We start from the raw sequence: 25,142 nt of genomic DNA, 5'->3' as shown, positions 1-25,142 counted from the left end.
ACTATTAAAATGTCAATAATGAAAAAACAAATATTTTTAATTGCCGCTTTTATTTTGTTACTTAGCGGTTGTCAAAATCAGCAAAAGGCAGTAAATACTAATAATAATTTAAAAAATATGGAAAATAACAATAACGTACAACAACAAACTACCGAAAAAACTGTGAAAAATGACGAAATCTTACCAGTTAGCCAACAACCTCAACTATTAACCAAATATTCTGTAGCCACAATTGTCACGAATAAAGGGGAAATAAAAGTCCAATTGTATAATGATGAATCACCAATAACTGTAAATAATTTTCTCTACTTAGCGGAACAAAATTTTTATAACAATAGTAAATTTCATCGAGTTATTAAAGATTTTATGATTCAAGGTGGTGATCCCAACTCCAAAGACAATGATCGTAGTAATGATGGCACCGGAGGACCTGGTTATGCTTTTGTCGACGAATTTAACCAACATAAATTAGTGCGAGGGTCGCTAGCGATGGCTAATACTGCGAGACCCAATACTAATGGCAGTCAGTTTTTCATCGTGACCGCTGAACAAACGCCATGGTTAGATGGCGTCCATACAAATTTTGGTTATGTTATTAGTGGCTGGGAAACTCTCGACGCCATTGAGAATAGTACCATCGGTGCTAATGACTACCCGGTAGAGGATATTATAATTGAAAAAATTATTTTACAATGATCTTTCGGGAAGGAACAAATATCAAAGGATTAGTATATTTTATTATCATCATATTGATAGTTTTATTGGTCGTCGCTTGGAATATAGCCCAGCAAAATAATACTAATTTTTCTCCTGCCGTTGTACCAAATTATCAAGTAAAATTGATTTATCAAGATACAAGTTATTCTTTGACCAGATTAGATAATAATCTGAAAGTGGAAAAAGATGGTACTATTACCATCTTAGATGCACCTATTAGTAGTAATATTAGTGATCTGGCCGCGGCTAATTGGTTATTATTTGATCCCTATATTTTGATAAATTACTTCGCGCAAAACAGCAATCGTCTACAGGGTGTTTCTGTTAATGAATACCAATTAATTAGTGATCGGCAGATTATAAAATTAGTGATGAACTCCGATAATTGGCCACAGGAGCTTACAGTATCAACGTTGAATAACCAATTAGAGACTAAAATCACCTTTGAATATTCAGCTATCAAGTCGATAACATCAGATCAATTCTATGATAATTAATAAAAATTATTACTACTATCGACTATTAGAAATACTACCAGGTTTTTTAGTTTGGACCACCCTAATTGGCGCTGTTATCTTATCTTTTTGGCAACCTATTATCGCCATCTATTTTATTATTCTTTTTGATCTTTATTGGTTTTTGCGGATTAGCTACTCGTTAATATATTTGATTATTTCTTGGCGGAAATATCAATCAGAAATCAAAATTGATTGGCAAAAAGAATTAGATTATCGCCATATTAATTATCAGCAATATGAGCATCTAATTTTTTTACCAACTTATAAGGAACCGTTAGAAGTTATTGCCAAAACATTTGATAATTTAATAGCAGTAAAATATTCTTTAAAGAAAATGACTATTATTTTGGGTGGTGAGGAGAGAGATAAAGAAAATTTTTTGAACATTAGTGCCATTATCAATGAACGGTATGGACAATATTTTAAGAAATTAATCATTACTGTTCATCCCCAGAATGTTGCTGGCGAATTGCCGGGTAAAGGATCAAACATGCATTATGCTGGTCAACAAGCCAAACTATACGTTGATCAACAAGGCTGGCCCCATGAGCGAGTTATTGTTTCTTGTTTTGATATTGATACCCATGTCCATCCGCAATATTTTGCCTATTTAACTATGCAATATGCTACCGTTGATCGGCCCACGCATTATAGTTATCAGCCTCTAGCTTTTTATCATAATAACATGTGGGAATCGAATTTTATTACACGAGTGGTGGCCAACTCAACCACTTTTTGGTTATTAACTGATTTGGCCAGACCAGAAAGATTATTTACTTTTTCTTCGCATAGTATGAGTTTTGATACTTTAGTTAAGGTTGGTTTTTGGCAAAATGATATTGTTACCGAGGATTCACGTATCTTTTTGCAGTGTTTTATCTATTATAATGGTGATTATCAGGTCAAGCCCATGTACATACCAGTTTCCATGAATACTGTTTATATGGGTAAATTTTGGCGAAGCCTGATCAATCAATATAAACAAATGCGTCGTTGGGCTTGGGGCGTTGAACACTTTCCTTATATGGCTTGGAATTTTGCGCGTAACAAAAAAATACCGTTAGTAAAAAAAATACGGTATTTATGGAATCAAACAGAGGGTGTATATTCGTGGGCCACGGCACCCTTACTCATTTTTATTATGGGTAAATTACCCCTATGGGTAGCTAGTAAAAATATTCAAGAGTTGTATATTGCTCAGCAAGCACCCTATATCCTAAAATTTTTAATGTCTATTTCAATGGTGGGATTATTTTTAACTGGTTTTTTAGCCACGAAAATATTGCCACCAAAACCGCAAAAATATCACTGGGCTAAATATTTAATAATGTTTTTTCAGTGGCTAATTTTTCCGATCACGATGATCATATTTGGTTCCCTACCAGCTACTGACGCGCAAACGCGGATGATGCTCGGTGGCCGCTTTAAATTGGGTTTTTGGGTTACTGAGAAAAAGGATTAGCTAAAGAGGAATCAATAAATGTTCGCTGACCATTAATAAATAACTCGATGGGCATTTGTTTTTTTCCGGCTAACTGTATTTGTAATATAATTATCGAACCGACACCGCATTGAACACAAATTTGTTTATTAGCTGACTGATAAATTTGCCCGATGTGAGCAATTTGATTTTGATCTGTAGCAAGTGCAATTTCTTTTAAAATCAACTTACTATTTTGCCAGTAAGTATAGATTTCCGGCCAATAATAATAAGCTCGCCACTTATTAAAAATAGCAACAGCAGCTAATTGCCAATCAATAAGACCATTTTGTTTATTGATTTTTCTGGTTTTGGACAGTCCTACCAGTCCTTGAGTAGAAGCTGTTAACTTGTGATTTAGATATTGATTAATAAAGTTATCAATTTGTTGTATTATTGACTGATTGACTGATTGACTTAGAGTCAGGTATTGATCCGTTGATTGAATAATGAGCGGATACTTACATAATACATCACCAGCGTCTACATCATTAGCTAATTTGATAAACGAAACTGCTGTTTTCTTGTCTCCCTTAAGCAGAGCTGCCTGGAGCGGAGAACTGCCACGATATTTCGGTAAATCTGACGGATGAATGTTAATAGTTTTGTCTCCGTAAGTAGTAATAAACCAAGTTGGGAAAATCAAACCAAAGGAGTAAACAAATATTATCGCTGGCTGGAAATCAGCAATTTTATTATTTAATTCCTGATCTATTGAAGAAACGGCAACTGTTGAAATATTATTTTTATCAGCTTCCAGGGCTAAATTGTTGGCTGACATCACCTGATTACGACCAATAGGTTTTTCATTCTTAGTAATCAGTAAAACATCATAATTAACATTTTGTGCTAAATATCTCAGCACTGGCCAGGTATGGTGATCCGAGGAAAAAAAAATGATTTTTGTTTTATTGGGGGATAATGCCATGTGTTAATTCCTTTACTTTATCGATAAATAGGACACCTTGATTATGATCATATTCGTGTTGGACTACATGAGCAATCAAATTGCTGAATCTTTTGATCTTTAATTGACCTATTTGATTGTAATATTTAACTAGTATTGTTTTCGGTCGACTAACTAAACCATAAACATCGGGAACTGATAAACATCCCTCTTCTAATTCACTTTTAATAAAAGAGGAGTAAACTATTTTGGCATTAATAAAAACTTCAATATTTTTATCGATTTGTACCACAAAAATTTGGTCTTCATTGCCAACTTGCCGAGCTGCTAAACCAACACCATCTTTAACCAACATAGTTTCTTTTAAATTTTCAATAAAAGTTTGGGTCTCGGTCGATAAAATATCACGTAATATCCGATTTTTACCGCGTAAAAAATTATTAGGGTAAGTTAAAATATTTAGAATCATAAATTATTTATTACTAATTACTTGATAAGGATTTAATTCCCAATAAACACCGCTAATTTTGCATTGGATAAATTTATTAATATCATGATTATGGTAATCGGTCAAGATAAGTGAATGATACAGTTGATTGTGATCATGAGAAATAGTAGTTTTGTACAGCTCATCAACTAGGATGTATGAAGACAAAAATTTAATTAGTAAATCTGTCTTTTTTAGCAAAGTAATTTTGGTTTTTGCTTTAATAATTATTTTAATTATATTGTGATAAGGAAATAAATTATTATTTTTTGCTAGCAGTAATTGTTGTTTAATAAATTTCTGTTGATCATTAACGAGTAAGAGGGGATTGCCCTTCTCGCTAGTAAATATATCTAAGGGTTTTTTAAAAGCCAGTAAATAATTTAGTATGTAACGTAGATAAAACTGTCGATCTAAATCTAAATGATTTTGCCAACTGGTAAAATCAGCAATAATCAAACGAGTCCATTGCATCTGGGGTAAATATGGCAAAATAGCAACAGTAGCAAAGATGATACTTTTATTGGTATTAATTGATTTATTATTGGCGGAAAATAAGTAGGCATCTAAACCGTCATATTTGTCTTTAACTGCTTGTTGCCATAATTCATATATACTATTAACCCTTTGTAAACTAGTTGAATTACAATAATGACAAGTTTCGTTATCGAGAGAGATTTGGCATTTTGTGCAAAATAGTTGCCGTTTATTTAACTGATTAAAAAGAACTATTATTTTATCCTTTTTGTTTAACCGTTGTAATAAATCAGAAATTTTATTGAGCTCATCGCCACTATGAACTTCAATATTACCCCGTTGGTTAGCGCTTTGCAATTGGTAATATTTTTTTTGTTGCAATATTTGTTGATAGCAAGACAAATTAAAAAAACAATCCACAAAATATAAATTTGATCCATGGGTGGCTGCTAAACTATCAACTAAAATACTACTATCAAAACGAGGGTTTTGATCCCACTGTCGATGATTATTATTTGCTGCTTGGTCGAAAATAATATTTTGCAAGTTATTAAAAGGAAAAAAAACGGATTTTCTGGTACCAATAACTACTTTAATTTGGCCATTATGAATATCCCGCCAATACTCTGTTTGTTGGCTGGATTTTGTTTGTGCGGATAATTTAATAATCTCTAATTTGGCATTACCCTTTTTTAGATACTGGTAAATATTATCCTGCGATATAATATCAGGCACAATAATTAAACTCTGTCCTGAACAATTACCAATTATTTTTTGATAATATTTTAATTTGTCTTCATAAAAATGATAGTTTATATAAAACTGGCGATAATTTCTTTTGATTAAATCAAGCTTCTTTGTTTTGTATAGGGTACTGATCAATAATTTTTTGATTGTCAGTTTTGGCATGAGAATAAATAAAGTCGTCGCTAAAGACAAATGCAGTTTTTCCGCAACATTTTCCATTAAATTAATTTGTTGCTGGTCTAAAAATAAACCCTTGATCGGGGTGGTGATATCTTTAATTTTAAATTTTATTTCTTGTTGATAAGCCTGGCGATATATTAATCCTAAATATTTTGTCGCCCCTAAATTAATATTCACAATATCACCAATGCTAAGCTCCTGTGCACTGTGATAAATAAATGTTGATTTTTGAGGATTTATCTTCGCTATAGGAATGATATGATAGTACATATCCTAAATAATGAATTCCGCAATTAAATAGTTTATTCCGGCTAAACTATCCGTTCGTAAGATATTACATTGATAATTAATATTACTCAGAATCGTTAAACCGAGTAATAGTGGTTGATAGAGACAAATACCAGCTTGGCTAAATTCATGACTTGTTAATAATTGATTACTATTAATAAAACTTTCTTTATTCTTTAACCAATCCAAAATTAAATTATCCGCAGCCAATAGTTTAAGTTTGCTATTACTTTTTTCAATTTGATGTGATAAATCACCGGAAATAATCATTCCAACTCTTTTCTTTTCTACATGCAAAATATTCGTTAAACTTGTAGCAAAACTTGTTATTTGTTCGTCAGAACAGTTATTGACACCAATTAAAACGTACTTTACCGCTAAATTGTTGTCTAAAAGAGCTAGGGGTATCGCGTAATCATAGTTAACCCGATCTTGATATTGGAAAGATAGATTTTTAACATCGCTATCATGAAGTAAACCAATTAAGTCCAAATCTGATGGATAATTTTTATAAGTAGACAAATCACCAAAGGAGCTGAAGTCTAATGTAAACTGATTAGCAATATTTATTTCAATGGTACCACTGACTAGTTGAGTGTGAGGAGCAATAATAATGATGGTATCCAGATTTTTATGATAAATTGATTCCTTTACTTGATTAATACTAACCAAAAGATTTTTTAACAACAATTTGTTTTTCGTTAAAAAGAAGGGTACTAGTAGTGGTGGATGAGGCAATATTGACGAATAAACTAAGGACATAAATTACAAATTACTTAATGATTCACCTAAGGGATGTAATTCTAATACTTGTTGACTGACTTCGATTATATTGGACCAACTATATCCATAATTCACAAAGATATCAGCCGTTGGTATCAATCGTCTTGTTCCCTGGGAGATAACATAGACTTTATTATCATTGCTAGCCTTTAATAACGTCCCATCACTAAATTTTATTTGCTCCCGCAGTTGGTACTTTTCAATCTCTAGCGTAGTAACCGTTATTGGTTTTAGATAAGAATATTGATTAAGACGAATAATCTCATCAATAATTGGGTAACGATAACCATTTTCTACATAATATAGATCATTATTACCTTGCACCTTGAGAACTGCGCCTGTAGGATACGAGTCTGTGAGGGTAATAGGAATACCGTCAGGAATATCGTTAACATCAGTAAAATCAACCTCTTCAATTTCCTCAGGATTGAAACCAATAAGGCGAAAAACTTCCCAAGAGACAATTATTCGTTTACTATCACGATCAATTAAATAAATTGAACCGTTCGGTGTTTTTAGTAGCGTAAAAAGCGGATAACGGATAGCAGGTCCTTCAGGATAGCTACTAAGCATTTCCTCAGTTACTTCAATAATATTATTGGGATTAAATCTCGTAGTCAGGGCGGCGAAGGAAGTTATCCATCTTTTTTGGCCATCTTTAATGACAAAAACCTTAGCCTGTCCCTTAGCTTTGAGCAAAGTACCATCCGGATATTTACTGATGCCAAACCAACGATTCCAGATTTTCCAGAAATTATAATTAGCGCCAATTTTTAAGCCATTGACTATGGTATTACCGCGATAGGGATTGTAAGTATACAGAGCACAAGTTGCTTTGCTTCCGGGGGTAACCAAAATATTATCTTGCGTCCTTTTGGGTTTATTGACACACCAATTAGTAAAAGTACAATTAGAACTTACCAAATCAGGCCAATAACCAACCATAAATTTTCTTGCTGCACCTCTAATTTGCATAGTAAAACCGCGATAATTTTCATCACACGATCCGTTGTAACAACTATAGCCGGCGGCCCAGTCCAATTGTCTTTTGCTAGGGGACGGATCATCTACTAAACTTTGCTCCTTCTGAATTAAAGTTAACAATACTTGCGGATTTATTTGATAATCGTTAGCAGCAGTGAAAATAATAAAAGAGGCTCGCAGATTTGCCATGGGATCAATATAACTACCCAAAGTACCCTTAGTTTCTAAAAAGCTTTGTATTTCTTCCAAAGTCATTGACTGATAGTTGGTAAAATCTTGATCAGAAATAATCAAATTAGCATTAAAAAGGGGATTTGATTCATACTCTATTTGTGCGTGCACTAATAAGATGTTAGTAGTGAGTAACAAGATAATGCTAATAATAATACTTTTAAATAGTTTGCTCATTACAATAAATGTTAATTGAATAAAGACAACGAGGACAACGATTATTGATTAGATAATTAATAGTGCGATAACCAATGCGCGTGATAATAGTCGTTAAACAATGAGGACAGTAAGTGGAGTTATATTTTTCATTGTTTACATTACCAAGGTAGATATACGGCAATCCAATCTTTCTGGCTTGCTGATAAAAATTTATTAATTGCTTATCAGAAGTTACTACTGATAGGAGATTTGGTTCCACGGGAAAATATTTACTCAAATGTACGGGGATAAATTTATTAAGCTGATAAATTTTTTTAACCAACGTCAAAAAAGATTTTTGATCATCGTTAATTCCCGGGATAATTAAATTGGTAATTTCTGAATGAACCGGTGAGTTATTTACTTGGACAATATTGTTCCATACTGGTTGATAGCGACCGTGGCAAATTTTTTGATATTGATAATCAGTACCAAACTTTAGATCAATATTGATAGCATCCAAATATGGTTTAATTAATTGCCAACATTGTTCAGAAAAAAACCATTGCTCACCCAAATGTTAAATAAACCATTTTTCTTAGCCGCTTGCATAATTGGTAAAGCAGTTTCGAGAAAAATTGTTGGTTCGGTATAAGTATAAGCAATTGATAAACACCCTAGTTGTTTTGCCCTGTTAATTACTTCATTAACATCAATAGCTTGATCGGTGACTGACTCTTCTTCCTGCGACAAATTGAAATTTTGGCAGTTCAAACACTTAAAATTACAACCCCAACAAGCTAAAGATAGAGTCTGGGAACCAGGTAAAAAATGATACAATGGCTTTTTTTCTATCGGATCAACTTGTAAAGCAACTATTTGATTATAATTCAAAACCATTAGTTGATTATTAATCATTTTTCTGGTACGACAAAGACCAGTTTGTCCATTTTTTAAAAAACAATTGTGATGACACAAAGTGCATTGATAACCACCATTTTTAATTTGCTTAAGAATGGCTTCAATCATTATTCTATTATAGCACAAAATATTGCTAAATCTAAGAAAAACTGCTAAAATCTAAACAGTGAGCCTTTAATTTCGAAATATTTTGGCTGTTCAGCTGATGATTGTGGCAAAATGTAGAAACATTCATTACTAATTTATTAATCATGAGTATTAAAATACTAGGTGTTAGAATAGATGATTTAAAATTTAATCAATTGATGAATAATTTTTTTGAACTTCTAGTAAGCACCAAACAACATCAAATTGCCACAGTTAATCCGGAATTTCTTGTTACTGCCTGGCAAGATTCTATTTTTAAACAAATATTAAATAATTGTACTTATAATACCGCTGATGGGACGGGTGTTGTATTAGCAGCGCGGCTCAAGGGTGCAAAAATTTGTCGTATCACTGGTATTGATTTAATTAGTTATTTAATCAAAGACTCGCGCATTAATAACTATCGAGTTTATTTGCTCGGCGCTCGTGAGGGTATTGCTTATGAAGCTAAGAGAAAAATACTGGCAATTAATTCCCAAGCTAACATAGTGGGCTGCGATCATGGTTTTACCAATATTGAACAAATGAATATTCTTGAGCTTAATGAAATCATAGGACGAATAAATCAGCTGCAACCTGACTTGTTATTAGTTGGTTACAATGCTCCCCAAGCGCAAAAGTTCATTGCTAATTATTTGGATAAATTATCATCGGTCAAAGTTGCAATTGGTGTTGGCGGTTCGTTCGATTTTTTGGCTAATCCTAAATTACGCGCGCCATATTTAATTCGTTTCTGTGGTCTAGAGTGGTTTTACCGTTTAGTACGACAGCCACGCAGGTATCAAAGAATTTATTCAGCGCTAATTAAATTTTCTTATTTATTTATTAAATATGACTATTGGGCAAAAAATTAGATCATTATTTATGAAAAGTCAACCGATTATTACGCGGTTTGCACCCTCACCAACTGGCTATATGCACATTGGTGGTTTACGTACGGCACTTTATAATTATGCCTTAGCAAAGAAAACAAATGGCCAATTTATCCTGCGAATTGAAGATACTGATCGTCAACGGCTCGTAGCAGATTCAATCATTGATATTATTAATACTTTAAATAGTTTTCATCTACATTATGATCAAGGACCAATAACAAAAGATGACCACACATTATCGGAAATTGGCAACAATGGTCCTTATTTACAATCAGCACGTTTAACGATTTATCAAAAGTATGGGCAAAAATTAATAGCTCAGGGAAATGCCTATTATTGTTTTTGTGATAGTGATCGCTTGAGTCAATTGCACGAGCAACAAACAAAAGAAAAAAAGCCAACCAAATATGATGGATTTTGTCGTCATTTAACGCCAGCCACAGTGGCTGATAATCTCAATAAGAAGAAGAGTTATGTTATCCGTTTAGCAGTACCAGCTGATCAGAAAATTGAAGTACTGGATGAAATAAGAGGGCAGCTTATTTTTGATAGCAATCTAATCGATGATCAAATATTAATAAAATCTGATGGTTATCCAACTTATCATTTAGCAGTAATAGTTGATGATCATTTAATGGGAGTTAATCATATTATTCGCGGCGAAGAGTGGCTACCATCAACACCTAAGCATGTCCTTTTGTATAAATACTTAGATTGGCCACTACCTAAATATATCCATTTACCTCTACTAATTAATAGGGATCGCTCTAAACTAAGTAAACGCAGTGGTGATGTAGCGGTTTGTGATTATTTAGCTAAGGGCTATTTGCCAGAAGCCATTATTAATTTTATTGCCCTCTTGGGCTGGCATCCTGGTCAGGACTTAGAAAAAATGACTCTGGATCAAATTATTCAGTTGTTTAGTATCAAGCAAATCAATAAAGCTGCTGCCATTTTTGATGTCGAAAAGTTAGATTGGTTTAATCAGTACTATTTGCAACAATTAAGTTTATCTAATTTTTCTCAATCATTAAGAACTTGGCTTTCTCAAAATCATCCTGAATTCTTAGTTAACTTCAATGAATCTCAAGCACAAGTAGCACAAACACGTATTAAAAAATTTGCTGATTATCCTGATTATTTTTCTCATTTAATAAAACTAGCAACTTACCCAACTTCGTTATTAATATTCAAAAAAAGCACTCAGTCAATAAGTTTGTCAGCATTAGAAAAGATTAATCAATTCTTAACTACTTTAACCACGACACAATGGCAGCAAGAGACTCTGCAACTATTCTTTACTGATCTTATTAAAAATTGTGGTTTTAACAATGGCGATGTTTATTGGCCACTACGAGTCGCTTTATCGGGTAAAGAGCATAGTGAAGCACCATTAGAATTACTATTAGAACTTGGACAGCAAGAGTCCATAACGCGTATTAAATCAGCGATAAAACTTTTACATGAATATGAAAACAAATAAGTATATAAAATATTTAATATTGATTATATTTTTAACGTCAGTTTTAACTAATCAGCTACTAGCTGCCGATAGTATTAATGATGAAATTATCGCAAAACAGAAACAAATTGAAGAGTTGAAACGTAAGAAAGAGCTCTATGAAAAATCATTAAGCAAGACACGCCAACAAATTAATACTCTTGCCGGTCAAATAACTAATCTGGATCAAACAATCGATAAAGTGAATCTCGAAATTAAAACTGTAAGTCTAGAAATAGAGGAGACTAATTTACAGACTCAACAGCTTCAGGAAGAAATAGCCGCAGCGGAAAAAATAATAGAGGATCATCAACAAATAATTGCTGATTTACTTCGTTTAATAAACAGACGCTCCTATTATCAAAATAATTTAACGGCCTTATTGACAAATGACTCTCTGGGTGCATTTTTTAATCATGTTAATCAAATAAATAAGATTAATAATAGTTTAAAACAAAAAGTTGATGACTTGGATAGTCAAAAAGTGGAATTAACCAGACAAAATAATTTATTAACACAAAAACATGATGAGCTAATTGGTTTACAGAATCAGCTTAGCTCTAACGAAGAAAAATTAAATAGTGATATTACTATTAAAAATAGCATATTAAAGCAGACTAAGGGTGAAGAGAGTAAATATACTATTTTGTTAAATCAATTAAAGAAAGAGCAGCAACAAATCAACAGTGAAATATACAACTTAGAAATAAAAGCTCGCAAAAAATTGTTAGAATCAAACAGTAAGCAGTTTCTTGCCTCAGAAAAGGGCTTTATTTGGCCTAGTACCTCTCGCTTAGTTACTGCTTATTTTCATGATCCTGATTATCCCTATCGACATGTTTTTGAGCATCCAGCGATAGATATAGCTATGTCTCAGGGGAGTGCTGTGCGGGCGATTAAGTCCGGCTATGTAGCTAAAGTTAAAAATACTGGTAATAGTGGAAATTATAATTATATTATGCTAGTACATAGTGATGGCATCTCTTCAGTTTATGGACATTTAAACAGAATGATTGTAGCCGAGGACACTTTTATTGTGCAAGGAGAAATTATTGGTTATTCCGGTGGTATGCCGGGTACTGCTGGTGCTGGCAATCTAACAACTGGTGCACACTTACATCTGGAAGTAAGAAGTAATGGAATACCAGTTAACCCACTTGATTATTTGCCTTAATATCGGTAAATCATTGCGTGATTGAATTACAATAAAAAGAGGATAGTAACCAATCCTTTTTTGTTTATTTAGTAATTACTGTGGCGTCGCACAATATATCTTATACGACGCCATATCTTATTGATAGATAACTTGCTGATCGATTTTTAGGTTAATATAGTGAATGGTAGTAAAATCCAGCTTATTCTGTGCTATCGCTAATTTTAACTTATTTAGCTGATCAGTTATGTTTTTTCGGTAACTTAAATGTATTTCAATATTATTATTAGTTAGAATTTTAATAGTACTTAAACTAATGTCGTCGTAAATAACTCGATTGAATTGCAGATTGGTAAAATTCATTTCTTTAAATTCTGCTACGACACTCATAATGCCGTTCAAATCTTCAATTTTGAGTAATCTAGCACCCAATTGCACAGAATTATTAATTCTATCTTCAATAATGACAAAGTTGTCCCTTTTGATAGTATTGGTACGTAACTCATGTATTAGTTGACCCTCGTTATCAACTAAGTAATAAATGTCACCCTTCTGCCAAATTATCTTAGAATTTTTTGGTGAAATATTTACTATCATAGTCCGCGGAAACTTTTTTTCAATTACTATATTGAGGTAAGGATATTGCTCCAGCAATTGTTGATTAAGTAAACTAGTTTGGATAAACCAATAATTACTCTTACTAACCAATAAATAGTAATGACCCTGTAATTTATACCATATTGTATTTTCAATAGGTATGGTATCAGTAATTGAACTATCAGTAATCTTTAAATATCTAATGTTCCATAAATTACTATAAAATACAAAATAAATTAATATCATTAAAAGCAGTATTAAGTAATACTTATACTGCTGACAATTAATCCTCGATTGTTTTAACCAAGCAAATCCTATCGATATTTTACGACGCATGATTGTTATTCAATGATACTAAAGCCACAATACTTTTGTAATACCTCGGGAACTATGACTGAACCATTAGCTTGCTGGTATTGTTCCAAAATCGCCGGTAGTAAGCGACTGGTAGCTAAACCAGATGCATTTAAGGTGTGAACATACTCACTCTTACCATGACGTTTAAATCGAATATGTCCACGGCGAGCTTGATAGTCCAGGGCATTAGATATACTACTAACTTCTTTATAACCCTGCATACTTGGTAGATAAACTTCTAAATCATAAGTTTTTGCCATGGCTGAGCTACAATCACCAGCGGCTAATTTAACAGTATTAAAATGCAATCCTAAACCAATTAATAATTTTTCTGCATTAGTAACTAATTCATCAAAGGCTGACCAAGAATCTTCTGGCTTTGTCAACTGAAACATTTCAATTTTATTAAACTGATGACCGCGAATCATTCCTCTCTCCTCTGCTCGGTAACTACCGGCTTCACGACGAAAACAAGGAGAATAGGCAAAATATTTTAGTGGTAATTTTTGTTCATCTAAAATCTCATCACGGTGAAAATTTCCCAGCATCATCTCGCTAGTTGCATTGAGACATAGCTTGTCTTCAGTCCAAAATAAATCATCTCTGAATTTAGGTAAATGACCGGAAGTATAAGCGGATTTTTCCGTCAATAGAAAAGGTGGAATTACGAAACAATAATTATTTTGTCGGTGAAAATCAATAAAATAATTTAATAATGCCCATTCTAATACTGCACCCTGACCAACATAAGCCCAAAATCCACTACCAGCTATTTTCACCGCTCGGGCATAATCAATAAGACCTAATTCTGTGGCTAAAGCTACATGATCTTTGGGTGTAAAAGAAAATTTGGTTAATTTTAAGTTAGTTTTAACAATGATATTATTTTCTTTACCACCCGCTACCACATCATCAGCAATAAGATTGGGCAATTCACTCATCAGCAAATCTAATTTTTGTTCTGTATCCTTTAATGTCACTGCTATTCGTGTAACTTGATCACGTAATTCTTTTCCCTCGGTTACCTGTTCAGCTGTTGGCTTACCGCCTTTAGCTAAAATATTTTGTTGTTTTTTAAAATCATCAACCTGCTGAATTAATGATCGACGCTGATCATCTAAGCTGCAAATATCAACTAAATGAAAATCTCGAGAGCTATCACGTCGAGCTAAATTATTCTGAATATTTTGAATGTTTTGCCGAATTAAATTGATATCTAACATATTATTTTTTATCTTCCAATTTTGGTTTTAAAGTAGGAAAAAATATAACATTTTTTATGTTATGTTGGTTAGTTAGAATTTGCACTAAACGATCAATTCCCAAACCCAAACCCGCAGTTGGTGGTAATCCATATTTGAGCGCCTCAACGTATTCAGCGTCATACGGCACTGCCTCTTGATCACCTTCATCTTTCAGTCGTTGTTGTTCAACAAATCTCTCAGCTTGATCAAAAGAATCATTTAATTCACTAAAGGCATTAACTAACTCAAATCCCGCTACTACCAGCTGAAAACGATCAACAAAATTTGGTTCCTTTTTATTTTTCTTAGCCAGCGGTGATAATTCAATCGGGTGATTAACTATGTAGAACGGTCCTGGTATCTCATTACGGACATACTTCTTATATAATTCGTCTATAATTTTACCTTTACCCCATTCATCAGCTACTGCAATACCCAGTTTTATTGCTAAGGGTTTTAATTCATAGGCTGTCGGGTAATTATTAATATCAACTTTGCAGCGTTTAATCAACTCTTCGCGATAATCAATACGTGGCCAAGGTGGCTGGAAGTTATAATCATGACCGTCGTAGTTAACTAAAAAGCTACCATTGATTTCCCAAACTAGCTGACTAATCATTTGTTCAGTAAAATCCATCAGACCGAGATAATCCTGATAAGCCCAATATAACTCAATTTGGGTGAACTCTGGATTGTGAGCATGATCAATGCCTTCATTGCGAAAACATCGTGCTACTTCATAAATTTTCGTAAATCCGCCGATAATCAGTTTCTTCAGAAATATTTCTGGTGCAATCCGTAAAAACAAATCGATGTCTAATGCTCGATGATGAGTAACAAACGGTTCAGCAATAGCACCACCAGCAAGCGATTGCAAAATTGGCGTATCAACTTCCATAAAACTTTGGTTATCTAAATAATTTCTTAAATAATTAATAATCGCTTGTCTTTTTAAGAAGATATCTTTAACTTCATTGTTAGCTATTAAATCTAAATAACGTTGGCGAAATCTCGTCTCAATATCACTAAGACCATGCCATTTTTCCGGTAGCGGTAATAAAGATTTATTAAGTAAATGATATTTTTTTACTAAAATAGTTTTTTCACCACGTTTCGTCAAAAAAGGTTCACCGGAAATTTGAATAATATCACCAACGTCTAGCAAATCGACAAAAATTTCATAATCTGCTTTACCAACCTCGTCTTTCTTAAAATAAATTTGGATTTGTTGCCAATTATTTTCCAAATTAGCAAAACAGGAACCGCCATGCCATCTTTTACTACGAAGCCGACCAACTATGGTGACGCTTTTTTTCTGTTCTAAATATTCATTAAAATTAGCAACCAGTTGATTGTTGCTTAAATACTCAATTCGTTCACTAGGGTAAGGATCAATATTTAATTCCTTAATTTTTTCTAATTTCTGACAACGAATTGTATATTCTTCAAAAGGATTAATATTTTTTTGTTCATCAGTCATGGTCTTGTTGTTATTTATTTATCATACCATTTTGCCCAAAAAAATCAAGAAAAGTTCCACTTTCTTAAATATTTAAGCCAACTATAAAAATGAATTCTTCCTAATTTGGTAAAGAAGCCAAAAAAACCAATTTTATCTGCTGAATCACGATGATGAAAATGAATGACTTGCGCTGTTGGTAAATAGTGCACCTGCCAACTGGCGTTATTGAAGCGTCGACACCAATCTAAATCTTCAAAATACATAAAATACTGTTCATCTAATAAACCAACCTGCGCAATAGCCCGCTGACGAACTAATAAACAAGCTCCGAACAACCAATCAACTGCTCGCGCGGTTTGGTGATTATAATCTTTTAGTAAATAATGATCCAACCATTTTTGTGCTCTTGTTGTTTGACTTAATTTTGAGCGACGATAAAAAGGTAGGTGCCAATCAGGATAGCGTAAGCAAGAATACTGCACTTCTTGACTAGGATATATTAATTTAGGACCCAAAATGCCAACCTCGGTATGTTGATCAAGATAATCAATCATTTTTTCAATTTCACCATCATGCCAATATAAATCAGGATTCATAATCATAACATACTCGCCACTAGCTGCGCGCATACCAGTATTATTACCAGCTGCATAGCCATGATTGGGTATCTCCCTAACTTTTATACTGTTTCTAAAGGCACGTATTTCTTCCAAGAATTTGGTCTTTTCCCCATTATTAATGACTATCACCTCATAGCTAAAATTTTTTTTCAGATCAAAAAAATTAGTTAATAAATATTTTACCAATTTAGGGGTATTATAATTTAGGATGATGATAGATAGTTTAATATTGTACTCAGACATACCATTGGCGAATATTAGTATAGTTAACCTTGATCATTTTTTTTACTAATTTTCTTTTTTTCCAGATGCGGCGATAAAATTTTATTGCTAGCAAAAGCTTTAGCCAAAAATATTTATTAGTCAGGCTCATAAATAATATTTTTTTCAGCTCATACCATATTATTTGGGGGCTATCAATAATTAAGTTTACCAAAAATTCATTTTTTAGTAGCACTGCCAAATGGTTACGATAAGAAAGATAGTTTAAATAATGATTTTTTTTGTATGCTAAACGACCTATTTGATGATCAGTTAAACCCACTACTCCCCTATTAGCTCGCGCGTGGTAAGCAATGGCGTTTGGTATCATGAATGATTGCCAATTATTCAATCGTAAACGATATGCTAAGTCAATGTCTTCTTTGTACGCAAAGAAGTCTTCGTCAAAATATTCGGCCTGATATCCAGTATAATTTATTTTAACCTGATCTAGGGCAACGCGTCGATAAATAGCCACGGCAGCTGAAACGCCAAAGATTTCTACTACTTGATTATAATCACTAATATTATTTTGTCCTTGAGCAAAATCGATAAACTGATGATTATGTTTTACTTGGATGCCGAGAGTATCAATAGTATTTACAGTTTGATGCTGCAAAAAATCATAACGCAAAATTTTACCGGTGACTGCAGCTGTTGTGACATTTTGATTCAAATATTCAATTAAAGTGGAACAATATTCTTTATCTAAAACAACGTCTTGGTTTAAACACAAAATATATTCACCCTTTGTCCAAGCAATACCCAAATTATAAGCCTTACTAAAACCAACATTGTTTTTTAACTGAATGAATTTTATTTGAGGATAATTTTCTTGAATAATTCTAATCGTATCATCGTTTGAACAATTATCAATAATTAGTAAATCAAATTCAGTGTTTTCTAAATCCTGAGCAAATACTGAATTTAGACAATCATATAAATAGTTATCGGCATTGCGGGTAACTACAATTATCGATAGTTTTTTGCTGTTTTTAATCATGTGGTACGATGGCTAATAATATTAGGCCGAAGCCTAAAGGGTGATTTAAGTAGGGACTAAAAATTGATATTATCATTAAAGCTATTAAACCGTAGTTAAATGCTAAAGAATAGATAGCTTTTTTTTGCAAAATATCGGGCAGGTAAAGGTTTTTTTTCAAAATTGAGTATAAATAGCCCAGATAGAATATTAAACCAATTAAACCAATTTTGAGCCAAATATCCAAGTATCCTAATTCAAAGGCCGAAGTCGTGTAATTACCTTGAGGATTTTGACTGTTTTGAATTCTCGGATCAGCTGACTGGTATGTTAGCATTTTACCAAAACCATAGCCAGTAAACGGCTGGTTATTAATAGCCACTAGTAGTGGTTGAAGTTGAGCTAAACGAGAAGATGCAGCTTCTTCCGTTAAATTATCAATGCGGTTTTGTAAAACATTTCCTTGCCAGGAACCACTGCAAATAAATATAAACAAGATAGCTAGTGCCAAAGAACTACCAATTATTAATATAACTTTTATTGATTGCTGCCAACTAAGTAGTTTTTGATAATAAAATACAAAAAGCATAAACGGTAAAACTATTATTGCCGCTAGCCAATTACTACGAGAAAAGCTTATGACTAATAAGACAAATGCGGAAAAAAATGATAACCAAAAATAAATATTATTCTTGATTACTAATTCCCGTCGCTGCCAATAGATCAGCATTATGGTTAATAGTATTAAAACTACAACGGAATATATTTGACTGGGTGAAAAAATTCGGTAATAATTTTCCACTACATGTGTTATTTCATACAAACGTAAATCACGCACCCATTTATATAATAAACCTAGGTCCAGCCAACTTAGTTGATGGGCAAAAGCATAAAATAATAATAGCGCTTCGAGAGCTAATACATGGACAGCGGCAATCATTAATTTAGCGACATTTTGTAAAAAACTTCGATCGTAAATATAATTTACTACTGGTAAAATTAACAGAAATAAATAGTTATTAAAATCAAAAAAAGTTACAGCTGAAGAATTAAAATATAATCCTTTGACTATAGCTATTAATAAACTGCCTAAAAAAAGATAATAAATATAGGGCTGCTGCCATTTCTGCCCTTTAAATTTTACTATCGCTACCATAAATCCGATAAATACAGCAATAAATATGCCAATGCGCAGGGAGATGTCATAGCCGTATAAATGCCAATTAAAAAGATGTCCTTGAGCGCCAATAAATAATTCCGCAAACATTATGAGCAAACCATTGGTAACGTTGCGACAAGCAATTACTAAAGTTAATACAAAGATCAGCCACCAAATAACGGCCTGAGCTGGTAAATATAAATAGGTAAATAAAGATAAAAAAAATAAAGTCAGAGCAACGCAAATATAGATATTAATTTTTCGATCGAACAATTGTATAGACATTTTTTGTTGTGCTTACTAACGTTTGTAAAATAGTTAATAAATAATTAAATGGCAACAGTAACCGCAGTATAATTAATTGCCACCCCGGTTGATGCTGACGAAAATAGTATAATAAGGAACGATTGAATAGCTTTTGTTTTGCCCACGGCAGTAATTGCGAAAAACTTTGTGCGCCATCATGAATAATACACGCTGGTGCATAGTAGTAAACAGTTAAACCGCTTTGCTGACAACGATAGCATAAATCAACTTCTTCAAACCAAATAAAAAAATGTTCATCGAAACCGTTCAATTGAGACCAGACTTTACTCTTAATTAAAAAACAAGCACCGCTAATACTAGCAACTGATTGACTTTGATGATAGTCAAAATTGATGGATAAATAATGCTTATTCAATTGTGGCCAGATGTTGTTTAATTTCCCTAACGTAATTATTTGTGAATATAAATCAGGAAACGGGCGAATCGATAACTGATCAGATTGATCGCGATTAATAATATTAATCCCACAAATTCCAATATTCTGCTGCTGATCCATAAACGCCAGCGCTGATCCTAAAGACTCATCAATAAATTCAGTATCCGGATTTAAAATAAGAAAATATTCGCCTTGAGCTATCTGGGCGCCTTGATTATTGGCTGCAGCAAAACCCTTATTGATTGAATTGATAATTAATTTAACCCCAGGAAATCTTTGTTTAATTAAATCTTTAGTTTGATCAGTGGAGTTATTATCAATTACTATTACCTCTTTATTTATCTTCGATAAATATTTATCAATCGACAACAAACAGCGCTCAATCTGCTCGGCCACATTCCAGCTGACGATAATTACTGACAATTTAATTGAGTCGTTCATAAATGATATTCAACATTTTATTAACTCTTTCGGTCCAAGAATGATTGGTTATCGTTTTTTTACGTTGCTCTTGTGCTGCCGAATTATCTTGCAAGAGCTCACGAATAACCAGATCATTGAAATCAATTGGATTATCCGCAAGGGCAATATCGGGAAACATATTTAATCCTGGCGCTGGTGTGGCTACTATTGGTTTACCACAAGCAAAATATTCATACATTTTCATGGGATTAGTACTGGCTACATAAGTATTTATTCGATGGGGAATAATACCGACATCAAATTGACAAATATAACTTGGTGCTTCTTGATAGGTGACAAAACCTAAAAGATGAATATTGTGATACTGTTTAATTTTTTTGATTAACTCTCTATCCCAATACTGCAAACGACCTTTATATGAGCCAACTAATACAATAGATTTTTTTGGATTATGCTGAGCTAGATATTCAATAATTGGCCAATCTAATCGATTTAAAATAACACCAATATAACCAATAATAGGTCGGGGCAAATCAGCTATGCGTCGGTCAGTTATTTTTCTAATATTTTGATAATGATGTAAATCAATACCATTGGGTACCCAATAAACATTATTATTGGTAGCAAAAATATTTTGTAATTCATTAGCAACAGCAAAAATGACATCTGATTTTAGTTCAATAACTTTATAATTATTTTTCAATAGCTGAATTTTTTTGCTATATGATGGATGCAGACTCCAATTATCAATAGCATCAAAAATGTATAAATTTGCCGACAGTTGTGCGTAATACTCTGTTTCCATGGGATTACACGACCAACAAATATATTTCTCCGCTGACCATATTTCCTTAATCATCTCTCGCAACTTCTGATAAAATTTCGGTCGACTCAAATAGTACAAAGGGGCATTGAAAACATAGAGGTTTTGATTAATCTGAAATAGATTAGCTAAAAACATTCGTTTTAATATTTTGTCATGCTGAAAAAAAGGCATCAACCAATAACCAAAAAAAATGTGTTTACAAAATTGCTTGAATGACCATGGTAGATAATCAATAGCTAGTATTTTATTGACTCTTTCGTCGGCTAGTAAAGACTTGAGGAGGTGGTAGTTTCTATTACTAACACCGCCCTGCCAATCACTATAGGCAGACATATTAAACATGACTATGTTAATCTTTTGCATATAATTTAGAAATAATTTGTTGGGCTTGTCGTTGATACGAGAATTTTGTTTGTACTATTTTTGATCCTTTATTGCCTAGCTCGGTAGCAAGACTTTGATCCAGCCATAACCTTTCAATATCATTAATCAGTTTTTGTGGTGTTGATATTAAGCCAGTAACTAAATCAGAAACGGCTTCGGTAACTCCACCACTAGCAAAAGCAATGACCGCTTTTTGAAAGTAATTAGCCTCTAGATAGACAATGCCAAAACCCTCGACATCAGCTCCCTTAACTAAAGTAGGATTACATAAAAATTTAGCTAACTGATAGATACCAGCCAATTCTCTATCATCTGCTATTGATAAAAACAATACTTTTTTTTGCAATCCTAATTTTATTACTATTTGTTGTAAATATTCATGGTAGGGGCCAGAACCAACAATGACATAAAATATGTCAGGATAGCGATCGGATAGATCAGCTATTGCTTGTAATACTAATTGAAATCCCTTACGTTCTACTAAACGTCCAACAGACAGAATGTAATTGTCTGGCAAATGATATTTATCTTTTAAGAGTAACAGCTCTGATTGGTCAACTTGATAAGTTATATGCGGACAAGGATAAGCTATAATAATTTTTTTTTGATCAATATACTTGGGTATCAACTGTGCCGTATAATGGCTATTAACAATAATAAATCTAGCTCGTTGTAAAATCTTTTTCGTTAACCAACTTTTATGTTTAAGAGCTAAATTAATATCCATGCCGTGTAAAGAAACTATATACTTTTGTTGTTGATAATAGTTTAATATCAAAGCAGCGGTGCCAATAGGCAATATTTGACCAACCCATAAATAGTCACAGTGTTGCCGCCAGATATTTTTGAGTATTTGATACCAGCGATATCCTTCTTTGACTATTTGAACATCCATGGTTAAATTCCAATCTTTTTGCAAAGCTTGAACTAGCCCCCAATAATAATTGGCGACTCCTCCTTTTTGCGGTGGATATTCCATTGTTAGCAGCACTATCCTCATTGATTAATTTTCAATACTTTGATTAATGCTAAGACGTCATTCCTATTTATCAATCGAAAAATAAAAATTAGTATTATATATACGATTATACCAATAATAGCCGATAAAACAAAAGGTAAGAAAGCCAATATTTTTAATAGCATTACGTGAATAATAACAATGGTTAGAATTTTTAAGATCAACTGCAACCAATCTCGTGACCAGGAAATAATCGTTCGTAATTGAATTATATTTAAAATACTAAGTACCATTGCACAAAACAAGCTAACCATAGCGGCACCGATGAAACCATAATAAGGAATTAGTAGTAAATTACCAATAATTCCTAATAATAGTGTCAAGCTAATATTTAGTAAATTAACTTTTTGACGATTGGCTGCATTTAGTAAATAACCAACGGGGAAATTAATAAAAATAAAAGGTAATGACAAAATTAATAGTTGTAAAATATTAGCTGCTGGATAGTATGGCCAACCATAAATCAATAACATGATGTCGGTACTATAGTAATAGATTGATATTACTATCGGACAGACTATCAATAATAAAATCGTGACAGAACGCTCAAACAAATTCATTAGTTGCTCGTGATTCTGCTGCCACCAATAACTAAACGCCGGATACAGAGCGGCAATCAAAGCCAGGGGTATGAACTGAAATACAAAAGTTATTTTATAAGGCAGGCTGTAGAAACCAACGGCTTGCTCACCAGCTAAGGCTCTTAATAAAAATACATCTTGATAACCATAAATACGATTAGCTATCGCCATGAGAGCAAAAGGCCAACTAAGAATAAAAAAATCTTTTAGAAATATATAATCAATGAATTTAACAACAAAATTGAATGAGCTTTTTTTTGTCTGCCAAGCAGCAAAAGAAAAATTAACAAAAGCCGCAACTAATAAACAGGATAAAGCTACGGTAACTTGCGGAAATTGTCGTAACGCTAAGTAGCCTAACAATAGCAAAGATGTCTGAAAAATAATATTACCCATTGATTCATAAATTGTAATATGAATACTTCTTTGCAGAGAATATAAAAAAATAGTTATCGTTTCCACATTCATTATTAAAACAGCGAGCCCTAAGGCTAGATTATTAATAGTCCCAAAAAAACCGAAAAAATAAATGATAAAAAATAAACTATTAACTAATATTAAATAAATTATTTTTAACAATACCGCATTGGTTAGGTATTTATTTTGATTATTCCGATCACTGGCAATTTCTCTAATTAATAGATTGTTTAAGCCAAAATCCAGCAGAACTGAAGTCACTGCTGTGATTGCCAGAATATAAAAATACAACCCGGTTTGCTGAACTCCCAACCGGGTTGCTAAATAAGAAAAATAAATAAAAGAAAGTATTTTTTGAATAACTAACGAAAGCAATAACAGACTAGTATTCTTAAAAACTGTCTGATTAGCAAGCATAGATGAGAAATTATCTTTTGGAGAATTGTGGGGCACGACGTGCTCTTTTTAATCCTGGTTTCTTGCGTTCTTTTTTACGTGGGTCACGACGTAAATAGCCCACTGCCTTCAAAGCTTTTCGATAATTTGGATCAATTATTAAAATGGCTTTACTAATGCCATGTCTAATTGCTTCCGCCTGACTATTTGGTCCGCCACCAGAAACTTTTATTGTTATGTGATAATGATTTAGTAAACCACAAAGATTAAGTGGTGCCAATACTGTTTTCTGCCAAGTGTAATTATTAAAATATTCGCTAAGCGTCTTTTCGTTAATAATAACTTCCTTGTTTTCTTTCTGCTCCACTAAACGAATGCTAGCAATAGCCGTTTTTCTTTTACCAACGGCAGTAATAAATTTTCCTTTTGACTGTTTAATACTTTTCTCCATACAAATTATTTTAGAACGGTTAATCGTTTAATCATCAAGTTTTGTAATTTATTTTTTGGCAGCATAGTCTTCACTATTGATTTAAATAATATTTCTGGCTGCTTCTTCATTCTTTCACCTAATTTAGTTTCTGTCAGACCACCAGGATAACCAGAATGTCGATAATAAATTTTATTAACTAATTTTTTTCCGGTAAACTTTAAGGCATTAATATTACTAACGATCACAAAGTCACCCTGATCAACATTAGCTGCGTAATCTACTTTTCCCTTACCCATTAGCAAACTAGCTACAGCACTAGCTAAACGTCCGGCAGCTTGTCCCTCGGCATTTAATTGATGATGTTTACGGTTTATTTTTTGCGTCATATTATTATACTAATTCTATTCTACATTTTAAGGCATTATCACCGGCTCGTTGGCCAATTTTGATAATGCGGGTATAGCCACCATTGCGCTTTACATATCGTGGTCCTAACACTTTGAATAACTTGGCAATAGCTTTTTTTAATCTTAATCGAGCAATCATATGGCGATGATTGGCTAAATTGTCCACCTTAGCACGGGTAATTAGCGGCTCAAGGTATTTTTTAACTAACTTTGCTCTAGCTTCAGTAGTTTCGATCGCCTCATACATAATAATTTGAGTAGCCAAATTATACATCATAGGCTTCACGACACTAGATTTTCTACTCAATTTATCTCTCTTTTTATTATGTCTCATATAA

The 25,142-nt window shown here is 32.9% G+C and carries 26 protein-coding genes; 6 read left to right on the top strand and 20 right to left on the bottom strand.

What is annotated here, in order from left to right:
- The first annotated feature begins 231 nt into the window (after positions 1-231).
- From COX77_04005 to COX77_03995, 3 genes are read left to right on the top strand one after another with little or no spacing between them, the layout of a single operon-like run.
- Positions 232-696, top strand: a complete 465-nt coding sequence (locus tag COX77_04005) for a peptidylprolyl isomerase (protein PIZ98674.1) — start codon at positions 232-234, stop codon at positions 694-696.
- Complete coding sequence (locus COX77_04000) at positions 693-1,214, top strand: hypothetical protein (protein ID PIZ98663.1); 522 nt, start codon at positions 693-695, stop codon at positions 1,212-1,214. The genes COX77_04005 and COX77_04000 overlap by 4 nt, the downstream gene beginning before the upstream one ends.
- Positions 1,204-2,697: a hypothetical protein gene (locus COX77_03995; protein ID PIZ98662.1), complete on the top strand. Its 1,494-nt coding sequence runs from the start codon at positions 1,204-1,206 to the stop codon at positions 2,695-2,697. The genes COX77_04000 and COX77_03995 overlap by 11 nt, the downstream gene beginning before the upstream one ends.
- Here COX77_03995 and COX77_03990 read toward each other — a convergent pair.
- Genes COX77_03990 through COX77_03960 form a run of 7 tightly spaced genes read right to left on the bottom strand, consistent with a single transcriptional unit; the run spans position 2,678 to position 8,966 of the window.
- On the bottom strand, positions 2,678-3,643 hold the full coding sequence (locus COX77_03990; GenBank protein ID PIZ98661.1) for a hypothetical protein: 966 nt from the start codon (positions 3,641-3,643) through the stop codon (positions 2,678-2,680). The genes COX77_03995 and COX77_03990 overlap by 20 nt on opposite strands.
- Positions 3,624-4,091: a peptide deformylase gene (gene def / locus COX77_03985; protein PIZ98660.1), complete on the bottom strand. Its 468-nt coding sequence runs from the start codon at positions 4,089-4,091 to the stop codon at positions 3,624-3,626. Before def ends, COX77_03990 begins: the two co-directional genes overlap by 20 nt.
- A 3-nt stretch (positions 4,092-4,094) precedes the next feature.
- Positions 4,095-5,783, bottom strand: coding sequence for a hypothetical protein (locus tag COX77_03980; protein ID PIZ98659.1), 1,689 nt, complete (start codon positions 5,781-5,783; stop codon positions 4,095-4,097).
- A 3-nt stretch (positions 5,784-5,786) separates the two neighbouring features.
- On the bottom strand, positions 5,787-6,563 hold the full coding sequence (locus COX77_03975; GenBank protein ID PIZ98658.1) for a hypothetical protein: 777 nt from the start codon (positions 6,561-6,563) through the stop codon (positions 5,787-5,789).
- A gap of 3 nt (positions 6,564-6,566) precedes the next feature.
- Positions 6,567-7,976 (bottom strand): hypothetical protein, encoded by a 1,410-nt coding sequence (locus tag COX77_03970; protein PIZ98657.1) that lies wholly within the window; start codon positions 7,974-7,976, stop codon positions 6,567-6,569.
- Complete coding sequence (locus COX77_03965) at positions 7,960-8,460, bottom strand: hypothetical protein (GenBank protein ID PIZ98656.1); 501 nt, start codon at positions 8,458-8,460, stop codon at positions 7,960-7,962. Before COX77_03965 ends, COX77_03970 begins: the two co-directional genes overlap by 17 nt.
- A gap of 11 nt (positions 8,461-8,471) precedes the next feature.
- Positions 8,472-8,966, bottom strand: a complete 495-nt coding sequence (locus COX77_03960; GenBank protein ID PIZ98655.1) for a hypothetical protein — start codon at positions 8,964-8,966, stop codon at positions 8,472-8,474.
- Positions 8,967-9,109: 143 nt separating this feature from the next.
- Here COX77_03960 and COX77_03955 point away from each other — a divergent pair, with 143 nt between their 5' ends.
- From COX77_03955 to COX77_03945, 3 genes are read left to right on the top strand one after another with little or no spacing between them, the layout of a single operon-like run.
- Positions 9,110-9,859, top strand: coding sequence for a glycosyltransferase (locus COX77_03955; protein PIZ98654.1), 750 nt, complete (start codon positions 9,110-9,112; stop codon positions 9,857-9,859).
- The gene (locus COX77_03950; protein ID PIZ98653.1) at positions 9,837-11,363 is read left to right on the top strand and encodes a glutamate--tRNA ligase; all 1,527 of its coding nucleotides are present in this window, start codon (positions 9,837-9,839) and stop codon (positions 11,361-11,363) included. Before COX77_03955 ends, COX77_03950 begins: the two co-directional genes overlap by 23 nt.
- Positions 11,344-12,555: a hypothetical protein gene (locus COX77_03945; protein ID PIZ98652.1), complete on the top strand. Its 1,212-nt coding sequence runs from the start codon at positions 11,344-11,346 to the stop codon at positions 12,553-12,555. The genes COX77_03950 and COX77_03945 overlap by 20 nt, the downstream gene beginning before the upstream one ends.
- A gap of 117 nt (positions 12,556-12,672) precedes the next feature.
- Here the strand turns inward: COX77_03945 and COX77_03940 are convergent, their stop codons facing one another.
- The 13 genes from COX77_03940 to COX77_03880 form a co-directional block, all read right to left on the bottom strand.
- On the bottom strand, positions 12,673-13,377 hold the full coding sequence (locus COX77_03940; protein PIZ98651.1) for a hypothetical protein: 705 nt from the start codon (positions 13,375-13,377) through the stop codon (positions 12,673-12,675).
- 95 nt (positions 13,378-13,472) lie between these two features.
- On the bottom strand, positions 13,473-14,711 hold the full coding sequence (locus COX77_03935; protein ID PIZ98650.1) for a serine--tRNA ligase: 1,239 nt from the start codon (positions 14,709-14,711) through the stop codon (positions 13,473-13,475).
- A 1-nt stretch (position 14,712) separates the two neighbouring features.
- Positions 14,713-16,212 carry a lysine--tRNA ligase gene (gene lysS / locus COX77_03930; protein ID PIZ98649.1) on the bottom strand — a complete coding sequence of 500 codons (1,500 nt, stop codon included), beginning with the start codon at positions 16,210-16,212 and terminating at the stop codon, positions 14,713-14,715.
- A gap of 44 nt (positions 16,213-16,256) precedes the next feature.
- On the bottom strand, positions 16,257-17,057 hold the full coding sequence (locus COX77_03925) for a hypothetical protein (protein PIZ98648.1): 801 nt from the start codon (positions 17,055-17,057) through the stop codon (positions 16,257-16,259).
- Positions 17,050-18,078, bottom strand: coding sequence for a hypothetical protein (locus COX77_03920; protein ID PIZ98647.1), 1,029 nt, complete (start codon positions 18,076-18,078; stop codon positions 17,050-17,052). The genes COX77_03925 and COX77_03920 overlap by 8 nt, the downstream gene beginning before the upstream one ends.
- Positions 18,071-19,501: a hypothetical protein gene (locus COX77_03915; GenBank protein ID PIZ98646.1), complete on the bottom strand. Its 1,431-nt coding sequence runs from the start codon at positions 19,499-19,501 to the stop codon at positions 18,071-18,073. The genes COX77_03920 and COX77_03915 overlap by 8 nt, the downstream gene beginning before the upstream one ends.
- Positions 19,470-20,360: a hypothetical protein gene (locus tag COX77_03910; protein PIZ98645.1), complete on the bottom strand. Its 891-nt coding sequence runs from the start codon at positions 20,358-20,360 to the stop codon at positions 19,470-19,472. The genes COX77_03915 and COX77_03910 overlap by 32 nt, the downstream gene beginning before the upstream one ends.
- Positions 20,344-21,531, bottom strand: a complete 1,188-nt coding sequence (locus COX77_03905) for a hypothetical protein (protein PIZ98644.1) — start codon at positions 21,529-21,531, stop codon at positions 20,344-20,346. The genes COX77_03910 and COX77_03905 overlap by 17 nt, the downstream gene beginning before the upstream one ends.
- Positions 21,518-22,552: a hypothetical protein gene (locus COX77_03900; protein ID PIZ98643.1), complete on the bottom strand. Its 1,035-nt coding sequence runs from the start codon at positions 22,550-22,552 to the stop codon at positions 21,518-21,520. The genes COX77_03905 and COX77_03900 overlap by 14 nt, the downstream gene beginning before the upstream one ends.
- Positions 22,549-23,985, bottom strand: coding sequence for a hypothetical protein (locus tag COX77_03895; protein ID PIZ98642.1), 1,437 nt, complete (start codon positions 23,983-23,985; stop codon positions 22,549-22,551). Before COX77_03895 ends, COX77_03900 begins: the two co-directional genes overlap by 4 nt.
- A gap of 10 nt (positions 23,986-23,995) precedes the next feature.
- Complete coding sequence (locus COX77_03890; GenBank protein PIZ98641.1) at positions 23,996-24,415, bottom strand: 30S ribosomal protein S9; 420 nt, start codon at positions 24,413-24,415, stop codon at positions 23,996-23,998.
- A gap of 5 nt (positions 24,416-24,420) precedes the next feature.
- Positions 24,421-24,783, bottom strand: a complete 363-nt coding sequence (locus COX77_03885) for a 50S ribosomal protein L13 (GenBank protein PIZ98640.1) — start codon at positions 24,781-24,783, stop codon at positions 24,421-24,423.
- A 4-nt stretch (positions 24,784-24,787) separates the two neighbouring features.
- Complete coding sequence (locus tag COX77_03880) at positions 24,788-25,138, bottom strand: 50S ribosomal protein L17 (GenBank protein PIZ98639.1); 351 nt, start codon at positions 25,136-25,138, stop codon at positions 24,788-24,790.
- Between the last annotated feature and the right edge of the window lie 4 nt (positions 25,139-25,142).

This window comes from Candidatus Komeilibacteria bacterium CG_4_10_14_0_2_um_filter_37_10 (assembly GCA_002793075.1).
Taxonomy (GTDB): domain Bacteria; phylum Patescibacteriota; class Patescibacteriia; order UBA1558; family UBA1558; genus UM-FILTER-37-10.
This window is presented reverse-complemented; position numbering and strand designations above follow the sequence as displayed.